The organism is Streptomyces sp. Y20 (assembly GCF_043195475.1).
GTDB lineage: Bacteria > Actinomycetota > Actinomycetes > Streptomycetales > Streptomycetaceae > Streptomyces.
The window spans coordinates 20,418-34,705 of record NZ_JBIDDP010000018.1; the positions used below are offsets into that span (position 1 = coordinate 20,418).

At 72.8% G+C, this 14,288-nt stretch carries 13 protein-coding genes, 1 tRNA gene and 1 pseudogene; 8 read left to right on the forward strand and 7 right to left on the reverse strand.

The genetic code is table 11. The annotated features are described in order from the left end of the window. The first annotated feature begins 80 nt into the window (after positions 1-80). Positions 81-1,436 (forward strand): APC family permease, encoded by a 1,356-nt coding sequence (locus tag ACGFT1_RS32425; protein ID WP_373912553.1) that lies wholly within the window; start codon positions 81-83, stop codon positions 1,434-1,436. Here the strand turns inward: ACGFT1_RS32425 and ACGFT1_RS32430 are convergent. Continuing rightward, positions 1,378-1,812 carry an ATP-binding protein gene (locus tag ACGFT1_RS32430; RefSeq protein ID WP_373912554.1) on the reverse strand — a complete coding sequence of 145 codons (435 nt, stop codon included), beginning with the start codon at positions 1,810-1,812 and terminating at the stop codon, positions 1,378-1,380. The genes ACGFT1_RS32425 and ACGFT1_RS32430 overlap by 59 nt on opposite strands. Positions 1,813-2,064: 252 nt before the next feature. Here ACGFT1_RS32430 and ACGFT1_RS32435 point away from each other — a divergent pair, with 252 nt between their 5' ends. The 5 genes and pseudogenes from ACGFT1_RS32435 (at position 2,065) to ACGFT1_RS32455 (ending at position 6,813) form a co-directional block, all read left to right on the forward strand. Beyond that, the gene (locus ACGFT1_RS32435; protein WP_373912555.1) at positions 2,065-2,778 is read left to right on the forward strand and encodes a GAF and ANTAR domain-containing protein; all 714 of its coding nucleotides are present in this window, start codon (positions 2,065-2,067) and stop codon (positions 2,776-2,778) included. A 630-nt stretch (positions 2,779-3,408) separates the two neighbouring features. Beyond that, positions 3,409-4,104, forward strand: a complete 696-nt coding sequence (locus tag ACGFT1_RS32440; RefSeq protein WP_373912556.1) for a glycoside hydrolase family 11 protein — start codon at positions 3,409-3,411, stop codon at positions 4,102-4,104. A 67-nt stretch (positions 4,105-4,171) separates the two neighbouring features. Next, the gene (locus ACGFT1_RS32445) at positions 4,172-4,855 is read left to right on the forward strand and encodes a polysaccharide deacetylase family protein (protein WP_373912557.1); all 684 of its coding nucleotides are present in this window, start codon (positions 4,172-4,174) and stop codon (positions 4,853-4,855) included. 261 nt (positions 4,856-5,116) lie between these two features. Further along, positions 5,117-5,784 (forward strand): annotated as a pseudogene (locus tag ACGFT1_RS32450) (hypothetical protein). Between the two features lie 612 nt (positions 5,785-6,396). After that, positions 6,397-6,813 (forward strand): DUF3566 domain-containing protein, encoded by a 417-nt coding sequence (locus ACGFT1_RS32455; protein ID WP_373912558.1) that lies wholly within the window; start codon positions 6,397-6,399, stop codon positions 6,811-6,813. Between the two features lie 265 nt (positions 6,814-7,078). On the opposite strand, the gene arr is transcribed toward ACGFT1_RS32455, so the two are convergent. Continuing rightward, positions 7,079-7,489, reverse strand: coding sequence for an NAD(+)--rifampin ADP-ribosyltransferase (gene arr / locus ACGFT1_RS32460; protein ID WP_373912559.1), 411 nt, complete (start codon positions 7,487-7,489; stop codon positions 7,079-7,081). A gap of 417 nt (positions 7,490-7,906) precedes the next feature. After that, positions 7,907-7,980: transfer RNA gene (locus ACGFT1_RS32465), tRNA-Pro, on the reverse strand. 105 nt (positions 7,981-8,085) lie between these two features. On the opposite strand from ACGFT1_RS32465, the gene ACGFT1_RS32470 reads away from it, so the two are divergent. Both ACGFT1_RS32470 and cobF read left to right on the forward strand, forming a co-directional pair. Then, positions 8,086-8,592 carry a DUF309 domain-containing protein gene (locus ACGFT1_RS32470; RefSeq protein WP_373912560.1) on the forward strand — a complete coding sequence of 169 codons (507 nt, stop codon included), beginning with the start codon at positions 8,086-8,088 and terminating at the stop codon, positions 8,590-8,592. A gap of 69 nt (positions 8,593-8,661) precedes the next feature. Then, a complete protein-coding gene (gene cobF / locus ACGFT1_RS32475; protein ID WP_373912561.1) occupies positions 8,662-9,435 on the forward strand; it encodes a precorrin-6A synthase (deacetylating) in 774 nt (257 codons plus the stop codon). A gap of 267 nt (positions 9,436-9,702) precedes the next feature. On the opposite strand, the gene ACGFT1_RS32480 is transcribed toward cobF, so the two are convergent. From ACGFT1_RS32480 to ACGFT1_RS32495, 4 genes are all read right to left on the reverse strand, one after another. Beyond that, on the reverse strand, positions 9,703-10,482 hold the full coding sequence (locus tag ACGFT1_RS32480; RefSeq protein WP_373912562.1) for a cobalt-precorrin-6A reductase: 780 nt from the start codon (positions 10,480-10,482) through the stop codon (positions 9,703-9,705). A 96-nt stretch (positions 10,483-10,578) separates the two neighbouring features. Beyond that, entirely contained in the window at positions 10,579-11,352 is a 774-nt protein-coding gene (locus tag ACGFT1_RS32485) for a sulfite exporter TauE/SafE family protein (protein ID WP_373912564.1), read from the reverse strand. Positions 11,353-11,452: 100 nt separating this feature from the next. Then, positions 11,453-12,964: a long-chain fatty acid--CoA ligase gene (locus ACGFT1_RS32490; protein WP_373912565.1), complete on the reverse strand. Its 1,512-nt coding sequence runs from the start codon at positions 12,962-12,964 to the stop codon at positions 11,453-11,455. Between the two features lie 68 nt (positions 12,965-13,032). Next, the gene (locus tag ACGFT1_RS32495) at positions 13,033-14,220 is read right to left on the reverse strand and encodes an acetyl-CoA C-acyltransferase (protein ID WP_373912566.1); all 1,188 of its coding nucleotides are present in this window, start codon (positions 14,218-14,220) and stop codon (positions 13,033-13,035) included. Positions 14,221-14,288 lie beyond the last annotated feature (68 nt).

The following is a 14,288-nucleotide window of genomic DNA, read 5'->3' on the forward strand; positions in this document are numbered from 1 at the left end:
CGCGCCGGCGGGGCGGGCGCGGCCCGCACCGGCCGCACGGGACAGGCGTGGTTCGCGTGCCGGCGGGGACACGGATCGACATGTCGATAGCGAGAGAACAGGCACCGGAGACCGCCCCGGGCGGTCCGGCCCTCAAGCAGGCCCTCACCACCCCCCTGCTGTACTTCTTCATCCTCGGGGACGTCCTGGGCGCCGGCGTGTACGTGCTGGTCGGCCAGATCGCCGCCGACGTGGGCGGAGCGGTGTGGGCACCGCTGCTCGTCGCCCTCGTCCTGGCGATGCTGACCGCGGCCTCGTACGCCGAGCTGGCCACGAAGTACCCCCGGGCGGGCGGCGCCTCCCACTACGCCACGCGGGCGTTCGGCCCGTTCGCCGGCTCCCTGGCCGGGTTCTGCATGCTCGCCGCCGGTATCGTCTCCGTCGCCGCCCTGGCCCGCGGTTTCGCCGGTGACTACCTGTCGGCCTTCGTGTCCCTGCCCGTGGGCCTCGTCGCCGTGGTCTTCCTCGCCCTGCTCGCCCTGCTCAACGCGCGCGGCATCAAGGAGTCCACCCGGGCGAACGCCGTCGCCACCGTCATCGAGGTGGGCGGACTGGTGCTCATCGTGGTCCTCGGCGCCTGGCTGCTGCTGCGCGGCGACGGCGACACCGGGCGGCTCACCCGGCTCGGCACCGCGGACAAGGGCGCCGCGACCGCCCTCCTCAGCGGCTCGGTGCTGGCCTACTACTCGTTCGTGGGATTCGAGACCTCCGTGAACGTCGCCGAGGAGACCCGGAACCCGCGCCGCTCTTATCCCCGGGCGCTGTTCGGCGCCCTGGCCACCGCCGGTGCCGTCTACGTCCTGGTGGGCGTCGCCGCCTCGGCGGCGGTACCGACCGGCCGGCTCGTCGCCTCCAGCGGCCCGCTGCTGGAGGTCGTCAAGGAGGCGGGCGGCGTCCCCGTCCGCCTCTTCAGCGCGATCGCGCTCGTGGCCGTCGCCAACGGCGCCCTCCTGACCGGCATCATGGCCTCCCGGCTCGCCTTCGGCATGGCCCGCGACGGGCTGCTCCCCGCGCCCCTGACCGCGGTCCTGCCGGGCCGCCGCACCCCGTGGGCCGCGATCGCGGCCACCACCGTCCCGGCGATGGTCCTCGCGCTGACCGGGAGCGTCGCCACGCTGGCGTCCACCCTGGTCCTGCTGCTGCTCGTGGTCTTCCTCATGGTCAACATCGCCGTGCTCGCACTGCGCCGCGACCCGGGCGAGGAGCGGCACTTCAGGGCCCCGACGGTGCTGCCCGTACTGGGCGCGGCCTCCTGCGTCCTGCTCGCCACGCAGATCGAGGGCCGGGTGTGGCTGCGGGGACTCGTCGTGCTCGCCGTCGGCGCGCTGCTCGCCGGGGTCACCGCTCTGCGCGGTGCCCGTCGTCCCCGGGCGAAGAAGGCCGGAAACACGCGATGACGGTCTTGCCGTGCGGGCAGGGCCGGGCCTCCCAGCTCTCGGCCAGGGCGTTCATGAGGAGGATGCCCCGCCCGCCGGGCTGGAGGCTGTCGGGCTGCCGGGGCGACGGCAGCTCCGGCGACGTGTCGTGCACCGCGATGTGCAGGCAGTCGCTGTCCCAGGACATCACCAGCTGCGCGGTGCTGTGCGCGTGGATCTGTGCGTTGGTGACCAGCTCGGACACGACCAGCAGCACGTCGTCCGCCGTTTCGGGGGCGGTGTCCGACCAGCCCAGCTCGTCCAGATGGGAGCGTGCCCAGTCACGTGCCGTCTTGACCTGGCTGTTGAGCGGCAGCGAGCGTGCCCAGCCCACCGCGCGAAGCGAACGTCCGTCCACGATCATCCTTGTCTGTACCGACTCGGCCGTCTGTGTCTGTCGGCCTACCGGCTACCCGCATACCGGCCCCGTACAGCCACGGCGTGCCGGCGGCCGGGCCGGGTACTCCATGGACATGGTCCGCCCCCGTCAGCCGGCGCCCTCGGCGCGCCGGCGGTGTCCCCGGCCCGGCCCGCCCGCGGCGCGCGCCCTGCCGCACCCCTCCCCCTCCCCCGCCCCCGCTCCCCGCCCCCGCGAGTCACGGAGGACGGGATGACACCCGAGGTGACGAAGGCGGCGCGGATGGTCGCGGAGGCCGCGGACGGGGCGCCCCTGACGGAGGTGCCCCGGCGGGTGTGCGCGGCGGTGTCCGAGGGACTCGGGATGGACGGCGCCACCCTGTCACTGCTCACCGACACGCCCTCGCGCCAGCTGCTCGCCGCCTCGAACGACGCCGCGCTGCTGCTGGAGGAGATCCAGTTCACCGTGCTGGAGGGACCGTGCATCGCGGCGGCGCACCGGGGCGAGCCCGTGGCGCTGGACGAGCTGCGCGGCGCGGTGACGCCCTGGCCGCTGTTCGGAGCCGCCATGCGGGAGAAACTGCCGCAGGTGGAGTCGGTCTACGCGCTGCCCGTATTCTTCGGCGACTACGTCCTCGGCTCCGTCGACCTGCTCGCGCTGCGCCCCCACGCCCTGGACGAGGAGGCGCTGGAGCACGCGTCCGTCGTGGCCGACGCGGTGGCGGCGGCGCTCCTGCCCACCCGGGACGTGATCATCACCGGGGACCGGGCCCCTGCCTGGGAGCCGGTCGACGTCGTCCGCGCCCACTGGTTCGACACCGCGCGGGCCGTCGGTGCCCTGGTGGCCGCCCGGGGACTGACGCCCGAGGACGCGCTGGCCCTGATGCGCGCCGAAGCCTTCGGCACGGGCAGGTCACTGGCCGACATCACCCGGGACATCCTGCACGAGCCTCCCGGCTCGCCGTAGTCGCCGTACGCCCCCGTCCCGGCTCGGGTTCCGCGTCGGCAACGGCCCCCCTCGGCCTCAGTGGGCGGTCCGGGGGCGTGCCCGGCCCGCCAGTTCCGACTCAGGTGCCCGGTACGCCCGCTTCGGCCGGCACTCCTCGTCGCAGGCGGGAGATCGCGGCGGTGACGCGTGACCAGTCGGAGAGGTTCACGAGCACTCCTCAAGGACCTTCGAAAGATTCGGTATACATATCGAGTGTTGCGACACGGTAGGCAGCCCCACCCTCTCCGTCAACCGTTACGGCAGAGGTCGCCGGACGCCGTGCAGTGCCGTGGAGATCGGCCAGCCGGTCCGGCGACGGGCCTTCGAGGCCGCCATGACCCCTCGACCCCCCTTCCGAGGGGTGTCCGAATCTTTCGACACCGGACCCGGCCGGCTCCGTCGAAGTTTCGGTGAAGTTTCGGAAACGGACGCATTGACCGCCGTTTCCGGCCCGGCGCATACTCTCCAGCAATCGAACCCCTCCCCCAGCTCGCAAGGCGCCGGACGGCTCAGCCGTTCGTGTTGGCGTGTACATGCCACAACGCGTCACCGAGCACCCACCCAGCACTCGCGCTCACCCCGTACTGCTCACCAGGAGGAAGCGACCACATGGACAACGACAAGGCCCTCGACCGCGCGATGAGCCGCAGGGGGTTCATCAACCGTGCCGGCGCTCTGGCGCTGGCGACGTCCGCGTCCGGGCTGCTGCTGCCCGGCACCGCCCACGCCGCCACGACCATCACCACCAACCAGACCGGCACCAACAACGGCTTCTACTACTCGTTCTGGACCGACGGCGGCGGTTCGGTCTCCATGACCCTCGGGTCCGGCGGCAACTACAGCACCTCGTGGACGAACTGCGGGAACTTCGTCGCGGGCAAGGGCTGGAGCAACGGCGGGCGCAGGAACGTGCAGTACTCGGGCAGCTTCAACCCGTCCGGCAACGGCTACCTGTCGCTGTACGGATGGACCTCGAACCCGCTCGTGGAGTACTACATCGTCGACAACTGGGGCACCTACCGGCCCACCGGGACCTACAAGGGCACGATCACCAGCGACGGCGGCACCTACGACGTCTACCAGACGACGCGGTACAACGCCCCCTCCGTGGAGGGCACCAGGACCTTCAACCAGTACTGGAGCGTGCGGCAGTCGCGGAGGACGGGCGGAACCATCACCACCGGCAACCACTTCGACGCCTGGGCCCGCTACGGCATGCGGCTGGGCAGCTTCAGCTACTACATGATCCTCGCCACCGAGGGATACCAGAGCAGCGGCAACTCCAACATCACGATGAGCGGCTGAGCGTCCCCGCCCGCTCTCCGCTCCCCCACCTCGCTCACGCCGCCCCCCACGAGGAGGACCCATCCGCATGCGCGCCGCACACCGCCCTCTGCTGGCCATCCTGGCCGTCGCCGCGACGGCCGTGACCGGCACCGTCACCGCCGCCGCCGGAACCACCCCGGCGCACGCCGCCGGTTGCGCCGGATACGTCGGACTCACCTTCGACGACGGGCCGTCCAACGCCCACACCCCCGCCCTGCTCAACGCCCTGCGGCAGAACGGCTTGCGGGCCACCATGTTCAACGAGGGCCAGTACGCCGCCGCCTACCCGGCCCAGGTCCGGGCCGAAGCAGCCGCCGCCATGTGGATCGGCAACCACAGCTACACCCACCCCCACCTCACCCAGCAGAGCCAGGCACAGATCGACTCCGAGGTGTCCCGCACCCAGCAGGCGATCGCCGCGGCCGGCGGCGGCACGCCGCAACTGTTCCGGCCGCCCTACGGCGAGACCAACGCCACGCTCCAGGCGGTCGAGGCCAAGTACGGCCTGACCCAGATCGTCTGGGACGTCGACTCGCAGGACTGGAACGGCGCGAGCACCGACGCGATCGTGCAGGCCGCGTCCCGGCTGACCAACGGCCAGATCATCCTCATGCACGAATGGCCGGCCAACACGCTCGCCGCGGTCCCGCGCATCGCACAGACCCTGGCGGGCAGGGGTCTGTGCGCCGGCCGGATCTCCCCGCAGACCGGCCGAGCCGTGGCACCCTGACCGCGACCCGCGTTCGACGAAGCCCCGCCGCACGGGTGTTCGCCGGCGGGGCTCCGCCGTGTCGGCGGAGGCCCGGAGAGCGGTAGCGCGGCGTCCGGGTGGAGGTACACCCGCAGGGGTGGTGGTCGGAACACCGCGAGCCGGTACTCAGGCCCAGGGACCGCGCGGCCCGGGAACGGCAGGCTTCAGGTCTCGGCGGGCACGAGCTCCGGCTCGCGGCCGCCGGCAGCCAGCCGCCGCACCGAGAACCCGGGGGATCCCATGTCCGAAGCACTCGCCCGGCGTCTGACCGGCCTCGCCGCCGTCGCGCCGCGGTCGCCCTCATCGTCCAGGTACCGCTGTACTTCCTCTACTCGGGCCCGCCGCCGGACGCCGATGTCCTGGCGCGGCTGCTCATCGGGATCATCGCCTTCGGTTGCCTGATCGTGTTCATGACGACGTTCCGTGAGCTGGTCAAGCGGGTCGCCCCGGCCCATGAATGGGCCGGCTCGCTCGCCTTCGCCACCGGCCTCGTGTACGCCACGGTCACCCTGGTCTCGATGGGCCTCGAAGCGGGCGCGGTCATCGCCGTCGACCATCCGATCGACCCGACCATCGACGTCAGTGGCACCTACATCCTCTACGGATCCATCTCCCGGCTCGTGCTGGCGCTGTTCCTGACCGCCGTCGGCCACGCCGTCACCCGCACCCGCCTGCTGCCACGCTGGACCGGCCGCTCGGCGTACGTCCTGGCCGGCCTCAATCTGGCCTTCGTACCGTCGCTGTTCTTCGGCAACGACCCCGCGTTCTTCTACGCGGCGAACGGCTGGGGCACGACCGCGCTGATGGGGGCCGCCCTGAGCTACTGGCTGCTCGCCCTGGGCATCTGCACGTACCGCAGCGCGGCACTCGTCACCCCGGCGGCGGGCACGGCGGCCCTGAGGCACTGAGCGGCCAGCGGCGCAGCCCTCCACCGCCGGCGGCAAATGTCCGCGGACCACTCCGCTCGCTGTACACCCGTTCGGCCCTGAACCCCGGGCAGTCCTGTGACGCCCCAGGCCGCCACCAGGAGGCCGGTGGATGACTGTGCCCTGCGTTCCTCCGCCGCGGCGTGCCCCGTGCTCGGAGGCCTCCTTTTGGAGGTGCGTCACCACAAGGGGGCCCATACCGTCGAATGGATGATCCGCCGAACCTCATGACCGTTCGGCGGTGTACGCAGGTCCGTTTCTGCGCGAGAGGGTGCAAGCAGCATGAGCCGAGGCAAGCCCAGGCCCCGCAGTACTGCCCACCCGCAGGCGACAGGGAAGCGACGTGACAGCCGCCGGCGCTCGCGCGAGAGACGGTTCGCCGAGCTGGGACGTGCGATACGGCCGGACGAGGATCACGCCCGGACGCAGCCCCGTACCCGCCCCGGCAAGCCCCACGTGCCGGGGAGGCAGGGCGGATCCGCGTCACCACGTGCCGTCTCCGCCGGCCGCCCCCTGGCCGGGGCCGGTGCGGGACATCGTCCCCCGCCGGCTGGTGGGACTCCACCGCCCGGTCCAGGGACGATCCGGCTTCGTGTGCGCGAGGGCGATCCCTGGTCGGTGATGGTGATGAGCTTCCTCTTCCTGGCCGGCCTGGGCGCCGTCGTGACCGCCACCGCGCTCGTCCTGTGGATGATGCTGGAAGTCATGGCGCCGGGCACTCCACCCTCGCTGACCGCCTTCCTGTTCACGACCCTCGGCGTCGTCACCATGGAAGTCGTCCTCGGCACGGCCCTGGCGACGCTGTGCACCTTCATCTACAACCTGTCGGCGCTGTACAACGGCGGCGTCGAAGTCACCCTCACGGCGGACCTGACCGATCCGACGCCGGCCGCTGCCCGGGCCCTGCTGCTGGCAGCCAGAGTCCGTGCACGAGCCCGTCGCCATGTGCGGGCCCGTACCCCGCACTGGCTCCGCAGAGCCCTGAACCGCCTCCCCCCGGACGGTTCCTGAGAAGAGCTTCGACGGCGACGGCTCCCGTCCGCCCTCCGTGAACGATCAGGGGCCGGTCTCGGACGCCTCCGGAACCAGCCCTGCCCCACGACTCAGCACGGCACCTGGACCTTCGTCATCGACGTCCCCGCCCCCGGACTGCGCACGATCCGCTCCTGCGCGCCGTGGCGCGGTGGTGGCGAGCACGGGGTCCTGGCGGAACCACTGACGCGGTCGGAGTGCGGGCGGCGGCCCGGGCTGGGCGCCAACATATCTCGAAACAGCCTTAGTTGATGATTTCGGCGCGATCATCCAGACGGATGGCCGCCAGCCGGTCTCGCCACATCTGGAGAGCTTCGGGTGTCTGTCGCGTCCAGTCGGTGACCTCGGCGACGATCCGGAGCGGCTCTTTGCTGCGATAGGAGCGGGTGGGATTGCCGGGGAACTTCCGGTCGGTGACGTTCGGATCGTTCTCGAACTCCCCGGTCGGCTCGACGACATACACGCGCGGGGCCCCGTCGCCGGCGGCGAGCTCGGCGGCGAGCCCCGCGCCGTCGCGCAACGCGGTGAAGTAGATGTGGTTCATCACGATTTCGGGCCGGTAGTTCGAGCGGAATCCGGCGGTGAGGTGATCTCCTACCCGCAGGTCGGCCTTCGTTCCGTGAAAGAACGGTCCCTCGTCCAACACCTCGTCCATCGCCACAGGTTATCAAGCAAGCCGTCGGGGGACGGCGAGCTGTCCGAAACGGCTCGGACGCCGGGGTCACGCCGGCGACAGCAAGATCCAGGCCCGGGTCCCTCGAACAGGTGGAGCAGGACCCAGCGCACCGACCGGTTTCCGACCTCTTCGGGAAACCGACCTCTTCGGGAGACCAAGGACGCCCGCGTCGTCCTGCGCAAGGGTGGACGGCGTTCGTGGAGCCGGGCCGCAGCCGGGAGGCGGCCTGCGGATGTCTCCCCGGAAAGGCGCTCGTGGTCTCCGCAACGAAGCGCCCGGAGAGATTCGGGCCGTGCGGCGGAATGAGCAGGGCTGGTCCCCACCTGGTTCCCGAACATGATCGAAGGCCGGTTTCGGATGTCTCCGAAACCGGCCCTGACCTGCGACTCTCACGAGTCGGGACGACAGGATTTGAACCTGCGACCCCTTGACCCCCAGTCAAGTGCGCTACCAAGCTGCGCCACGTCCCGTTGCTCTCCCTCGCGGTGCCCCGCGTGATCGTGCGGACAGCACTGTACCGCACGCCGCGGAACACGCCGAAGAAGGCCCGGGCGGAACGGGGGACAATCGGCCGTATGACGAACGCGGACGGATCGGATGCCAGGGACCGGGACGTGGAAGGGCGGGCCCGGAACGCGCGACCCCGGGACGGGCTGGGCCGGCCGCTGCCGTACGGCGCCGAGGGGGTGCCCCGGCAGCCGGAGGGGCTCGTACGCACGCCGCGGGAAACGGTCTGCGAAGCGCAGGCGCTGCTGACGCAGGGGCGGCCGTTCCACGCGCACGAGGTCTTCGAGGACGCCTGGAAGTCCGGTCCGCCCGAGGAGCGCACGCTGTGGCGGGGGCTGGCCCAGCTGGCCGTGGGGCTCACCCACGCGGCCCGCGGGAACGCCCTGGGCGGGGCCCGCCTGCTGCGGCGGGGTGCGCGTGCCGTCGGGGAATGGCAGACCGGGCGGGGCGAGGACCGGCCGTACGGGATGGACCTGCCGGGGCTCACCCGGTGGGCCGGGGAGCTGGCCGGACGGGTCGAGCACGGCTCGGCACCGGTGGACGCTCGGGCCGAGGCACCCCGGCTGGGCCCCTGACCGGGAGGCCGTCGCGGAGCGTGTGGAGGCGGTGGACGCGCTGTCGGCGGCATGCGGCAGACTCGGAGCGTGCGAAAGATTCATGTCATCGGTATCGGCGCGGGCGACCCCGACCAGCTGACCCTCCAGGCGGTCCGGGCGCTGCGGAGCACGGACGTGTTCTTCCTGCTCGACAAGGGCGAGGTGAAGAGCGATCTGACGCGGCTGCGCCGGGACATGCTGGACGCGCATCTGCCGGCGGGCTCGTACCGGGTGGTGCAGGCCCGTGACCCGGACCGGGATCGCAAGGCGGGTGGGGCGGACTACTCGCCGGCCGTCGGGGACTGGCGCAGCGCCCGCGCCGCGATCTACCGGCAGCTGATCGCCGAGGAGCTGGACGAGGACGGCACCGGCGCCTTCCTCGTGTGGGGGGACCCGGCGTTGTACGACAGCACGCTGGGCATCCTCGAGGAGGTGCTGGAGCGCGGCGAGGTGGAGTTCGCGTACGACGTGATACCCGGCATCAGCAGCGTCTCCGCGCTGGTCGCCCGGCACCGCACGGGTCTGAACCGGGTCGCCGGGCCGGTGCAGATCACCACCGGGCGGCGGCTGGCCGAGGGGTTCCCGGAGGGGGTGGACGACGTGGTCGTCATGCTGGACGCCCACCAGGCCTTCCGGCGGTACGCCGACGAGGACATGGACATCTACTGGGGTGCCTACATCGGTACGCCGGACGAGATCCTCGTCTCCGGGCCGCTCGCCGAGGCCGGTCCGCGCATCGAACGGCTGCGGGCGGAGGCGCGGGAACGCAAGGGCTGGATCATGGACACGTACCTGCTGCGCCGCCACCCCGCGAAGGACTGACCGGCACCCCGCCACCACCCGCACCGACCGACCGGCCCGCACGCACCCGCCGCCACCGGCACTGCCAGGGGCCGGGCCCCGCCCGCGCCTGTGGCCACCGGCACTGCCACGGGCCGGGTCCCGCCCGCGCCGGTCGCACCGGCGCCGCCCGCCATCGGCACACGTCGCCCCCCCCCTCCCGAAGGCCGCCCGGCGCCCGACCCGCACCGCCCCGCAGCCGTGCCCCGCGACCGCTCAGCCAGACGCACGCTCGGCCGGGAGCACCTGTCAGCCAGGCCCTTCCCGGCCCTCCCCGGGGTCCGGTCCCGCGGCGAGGCCCAGCCGCTCCAGGGCCCCCGCCACGTCCGGTACCGCCTGTACGCCCTCCGGCAGCGGTGGCCGGCGGACGACGAGCACGGGGAGTGCGAGGTCGCGGGCGGCGGTCAGTTTCGCGGAGACGGCCGCGCCGCCGCTGTCCTTGGTGACCAGGACGTCGACGCGGTGGGCGCGCAGGAGTTCCGTCTCGTCGGTGACGGTGAAGGGGCCCCGGGCCAGGATGACCCGGGTGTCCGGCGGCAGGGGCGGTTCGGGCGGCTCGACCGAGCGGACGACGAAGTGCAGGCCCTGCAGGTGGGCGAAGGCCGCGAGGCCGAGGCGCCCGGTGCTGAGGAAGACCCGGTGGCCCAGGCCCGGCAGGGCCTGGGCGGCCCCGGCCAGGGACGGGACGTCGTACCACCGGTCGGCGGGGCCCGGCCGCCAGCCTGGGCGGCGCAGCACGACGGCGGGGACACCCGTGGCGCGGGCGGCGCGGACCGCGTTGGCCGTGATCGCCTCGGCGAAGGGATGGGTGGCGTCCACCACGGCGTCCACCTGATGCGCGCGCAGCCAGTCGGCGAGCCCCTGTGGGCCGCCGAAGCCGCCGGTCCGCACTTCGCCGGGCAGTGCCGCGGGCCGGGTGACCCGGCCCGCGAGGGAGGTGGTGACGCGGACCCCGGGGCGGGCGGCGAGGTCCACGGCGAGGCGGCGGGCCTCGGTGGTGCCGCCGAGGATCAGCACGTGCGCGGGCATGGAGGTGAGCGTACGAGGTCGTACGGGCCGGCCGCCCGCCCGGGTACCCACCGGCCCGGCCACGCAGCCGGCGCCGCGGAGGCCGCCCTCCACGGCCTAGCGGAGCAGCAGTTGCAGGCCGCCGACGACGGTCGCCGCGATCACGAGTTGTTCGAAGAGCCGCTGGTCGATCCGGTGCACCGCCCACTTGCCGAACAGGGCACCGGGCACCACGAACACCGCGAGCGCGGCGTCCAGGAGCAGTGAGCGGCGGTCGATCAGGCCGAGGCCGACGCTGAACGGCACCTTGGACACGTTCACGATGAGGAAGAAGAAGGCCGAGGTGCCCAGGAAACCGAGTTTGCGGAAGCCGGCGGAGAGCAGGTACAGCGACATCACCGGTCCACCCGCGTTGGCGACCATGGTGGTGAACCCGCCGAGGACACCGTACGAGCCTGCCTTGACGCGGCCCGCCCGGGTGGTGACCGCGTCCGGCGCCAGAGGGGTCCCGGCCGTCCGCCGGCGCCACACCGTCACCCCGGCCATGAGCAGCAGGATCGCGCCGATCGAGGTCCGTACGACCCCGTCGTCGGCCCACACCAGGAACAGGGTGCCCGCCACCACGCCCACCGCGACGGCGGGGAACAGCCGCCACAGCGTGGGCCAGTGCGCGTGCCGCCGGTAGGTGGCGACGGCGAGCAGGTCGCCGGCGATCAGGACGGGCAGCAGGACGCCGGTGGAGGCCCGGGCGGGCAGGACCGCGGCGAAGACCGCGAGACTGACCGTGTTGGCGCCGCTCACGGCGGTCTTGGAGAAGCCTACGAGGAGGGCGGCGGCGGCGAGCGCGGCGAACTGCCGGCCCGAGAGGTGCCAGAGCGTCATCGTGTTCATGGAGCAACCGATGCTATGCGCACGCAAGCGTCGCGCGTAAGCGGCGTCTCGCCGGCCGGTCCCCGGGCCGGACGCCGGACCCGCTGCCGGTGCCGGTGCGCTACCGGCCCGTGTACCGCGCCCGCAGTTCCCGCTTGAGCACCTTCATGCTCGGTCCGAGCGGCAGCGTGTCGGTGAACTCCACGCGCCGCGGATACTTGTGCCGTCCGAGGTGCTGCTTGGACCACTCGGTGAGCGCGGCGGCGTCGGGGGTGGCGCCTTGCGCCGGGACGACGACGGCGCACACCTCCTCGCCGTGCAGTTCGTCGGGCAGGCCGATGACGGCGACCTGGGCGATCTCCGGGTGGCGCACCAGGACCTCCTCGACCTCGCGCGGGTAGACGTTGTAGCCGCCGCGGATGATGACGTCCTTCTTGCGGTCGACGATCCGCAGGAAACCCTCGTCGTCCTTGGTGCCGAGGTCGCCGGTGCGGAACCAGCCGTCCACCACGGCCTCGGCGGTGGCCTCGGGGCGGCCGAGGTAGCCGGAGAAGACGTTGTGGCCGCGGATGACGACCTCGCCGAGCTCGCCGGGCGGCAGGAGGTCGATCCGCCCCTCCGGCTCGGCGCGCGCGATCTCCACGTCGATGCCCCAGAGGGGGTGGCCGATGGTGCCGGGCCTGGTACCGAACACGGGCTGGTTGACGGTGGCGGTCGGTGAGGTCTCCGACAGGCCGTACCCCTCGTAGATCTTCGTTCCGAACGCGGCCTCGAACCGCTCCAGTACGGCGACCGGGAGCGAGGCCCCGCCGGAGACGCACACGCGCAGCTCGGGCAGCCGCGCGGCGTCGGCGGCCGCCGCGGCGAGGGCGACGAACATGGTGGGCACGCCGTGGAAGGTGTTCACGCCCTCCCGCACCATCAGCGCGAGGGCGCGGGCGGCGTCGAAGCGGGGCAGCAGCACCAGCGTGGCGCCCGCGCGCCAGGTGGAGTTGAGCGACACCGTCTGGCCGAAGGCGTGGAACAGCGGCAGCGCGCCGAGTGCGACATCGTCGGGCCGAATGTCGTTGGCGTCGAAGGCGTTGACGGTCGCGTTCATCACCAGGTTGAAGTGGCTCAGCACGGCGCCCTTGGGGACGCCCGTGGTGCCGCTGGTGTAGAAGACGACCGCCGGGTCGTCGGCGGCCCGGGTGACGTACGACGGCAGCGGTTCGGCGTCGGCCGCGAGCTCGCCGAACTCCTCGCCCAGGGTGAGGGCCCGGATGCCGGCGGTGCCGGCGGCGGCGCGGCCGGTGTCCGCCTGGGCCGGGTGGACGAGCAGCAGGGTGGCGCCGCTGTCCTTCAGGACGTGCTCGACCTCTTCGGCGGAGAGCAGCAGGTGCACGGGGACGACGACCGCGCCGGCCGCGGCGATCGCGTAGTAGGCGACCGGGAAGTCGGCGGTGTTGGGGGCCATCAGAGCCACCCGGTCGCCGGGCCGTACGCCGAGGCCGGCGAGGGCGCCTGCCTGTGCCAGCGCCCGCTGCCACACCTCGGCGAAGGTGAGCCGGAGGTCGCCTTCGACGAGGGCGGTCCTGCCGGGGCGGCGCCGGGCGTTCTCGGCGAGGATGGCGGCGACGGACAGGGTTGCCATGGGGTACTGCTCCGTTTCCTTGCGGCTCGTACTGGCGATCCCCTCTCGGGGGCCCCGTTGCGCGTGGTTCAGTGCCTTTCGACCAGCACCGCGCTGCCCTGCCCCACGCCCACGCACATGGTCGCGAGCCCGCGCCGCGCGTCCGTGCGCCGCATGCGGTGCAGCAGGGTGGTGAGGATGCGGGCGCCCGAGCAGCCGAGGGGGTGGCCGAGGGCGATGGCGCCGCCGGTGGGGTTCACCAGCTCCGGGTCGATGCCGAGTTGGTCGACGCAGGCGAGGGCCTGCGCGGCGAACGCCTCGTTGAACTCGGCCTCCTGGAGGTCGGTGGTCGCCCAGCCGGCCCGGCCCAGCACCTTGCGGGTGGCGGGGACGGGGCCGAGGCCCATCACGTCGGGGTGGACGCCGGCCGAGGCCCCCGCGACGTACCGCCCGAGGGACTCCAGGCCCAGCTCGTCCAGGGCCTCTTCGCTGACCAGGAGCAGACCGGCGGCCCCGTCGTTCATCGGTGAGGCGTTGCCGGCGGTGACGGTGCCGTCCGCGCGGAAGACCGGCCTGAGCTTGGCCAGCTTCTCCAGGGAGGTGTCCTCGCGGACGCACTCGTCCTGCTCGACCAGGACGCCGTCCGGGCGCTCCACGGGCAGCAGTTCGTCGTCGAAGTGGCCGTTCTTGCGCGCGTTGGCGGCCAGTCGGTGGCTGCGCAGGGCGAACTCGTCCTGGCGCGAACGGGAGATGCCGTGGCGGGCGGCGACCTCCTCGGCGGTCTCGCCCATGGCGAGGAGACCGTGCAGCTCCTTCATGGCGGGGTTCACCAGCCGCCAGCCGAGCCGGGTGTCGTGGGTCTCGATGCGCTGCGGCAGGGCCTCGTCGGGCCGGGGCAGGACGAAGGGGGCGCGGCTCATGGACTCCGAGCCGCCCGCGATCACGATGTCGGCCTCGCCCGCGGCGATGGTCCGCGCGGCGGTGGTGACCGCTTCGAGTCCGGAGGCGCACAGCCGGTTGACGGTGGCGCCGGGCACGGAGTCGGGGAGCCCGGCGAGCAGGGCGGCCATCCGGGCGACGTTGCGGTTGTCCTCGCCGGCCTGGTTGGCGGCGCCCCAGTAGACGTCGTCGACGCGGGCCGGGTCGAGGGCGGGCACACCGGCCACCAGGTGGCGGATGACGGTCGCCGCCAGGTCGTCGGGGCGGACGGACGAGAGGGCTCCGCGCAGCTTGCCGATGGGGGTGCGGCGGGCGGCCGCGAAGTGGACGGGACGCACGGCTGGGACTCCTGACCTACGACGCTGTGGATCAGCACGGACCGGTGCAGCACCTATTAATTAGCACT

What these genes read in the sequence shown, in the direction of transcription:
- ACGFT1_RS32435 (WP_373912555.1), top strand. Translation starts at nt 2,065, where the DNA reads ATGACACCCGAGGTGACGAAGGCGGCGCGGATGGTCGCGGAGGCCGCG.
- ACGFT1_RS32480 (WP_373912562.1), bottom strand. Translation starts at nt 10,482, where the DNA reads ATGCCCGCGCACGTGCTGATCCTCGGCGGCACCACCGAGGCCCGCCGC.
- ACGFT1_RS32425 (WP_373912553.1), top strand. Translation starts at nt 81, where the DNA reads ATGTCGATAGCGAGAGAACAGGCACCGGAGACCGCCCCGGGCGGTCCG.
- ACGFT1_RS32445 (WP_373912557.1), top strand. Translation starts at nt 4,172, where the DNA reads ATGCGCGCCGCACACCGCCCTCTGCTGGCCATCCTGGCCGTCGCCGCG.
- arr (WP_373912559.1), bottom strand. Translation starts at nt 7,489, where the DNA reads ATGGACGAGGTGTTGGACGAGGGACCGTTCTTTCACGGAACGAAGGCC.
- ACGFT1_RS32490 (WP_373912565.1), bottom strand. Translation starts at nt 12,964, where the DNA reads ATGGCAACCCTGTCCGTCGCCGCCATCCTCGCCGAGAACGCCCGGCGC.
- ACGFT1_RS32440 (WP_373912556.1), top strand. Translation starts at nt 3,409, where the DNA reads ATGGACAACGACAAGGCCCTCGACCGCGCGATGAGCCGCAGGGGGTTC.
- ACGFT1_RS32470 (WP_373912560.1), top strand. Translation starts at nt 8,086, where the DNA reads ATGACGAACGCGGACGGATCGGATGCCAGGGACCGGGACGTGGAAGGG.
- ACGFT1_RS32485 (WP_373912564.1), bottom strand. Translation starts at nt 11,352, where the DNA reads ATGAACACGATGACGCTCTGGCACCTCTCGGGCCGGCAGTTCGCCGCG.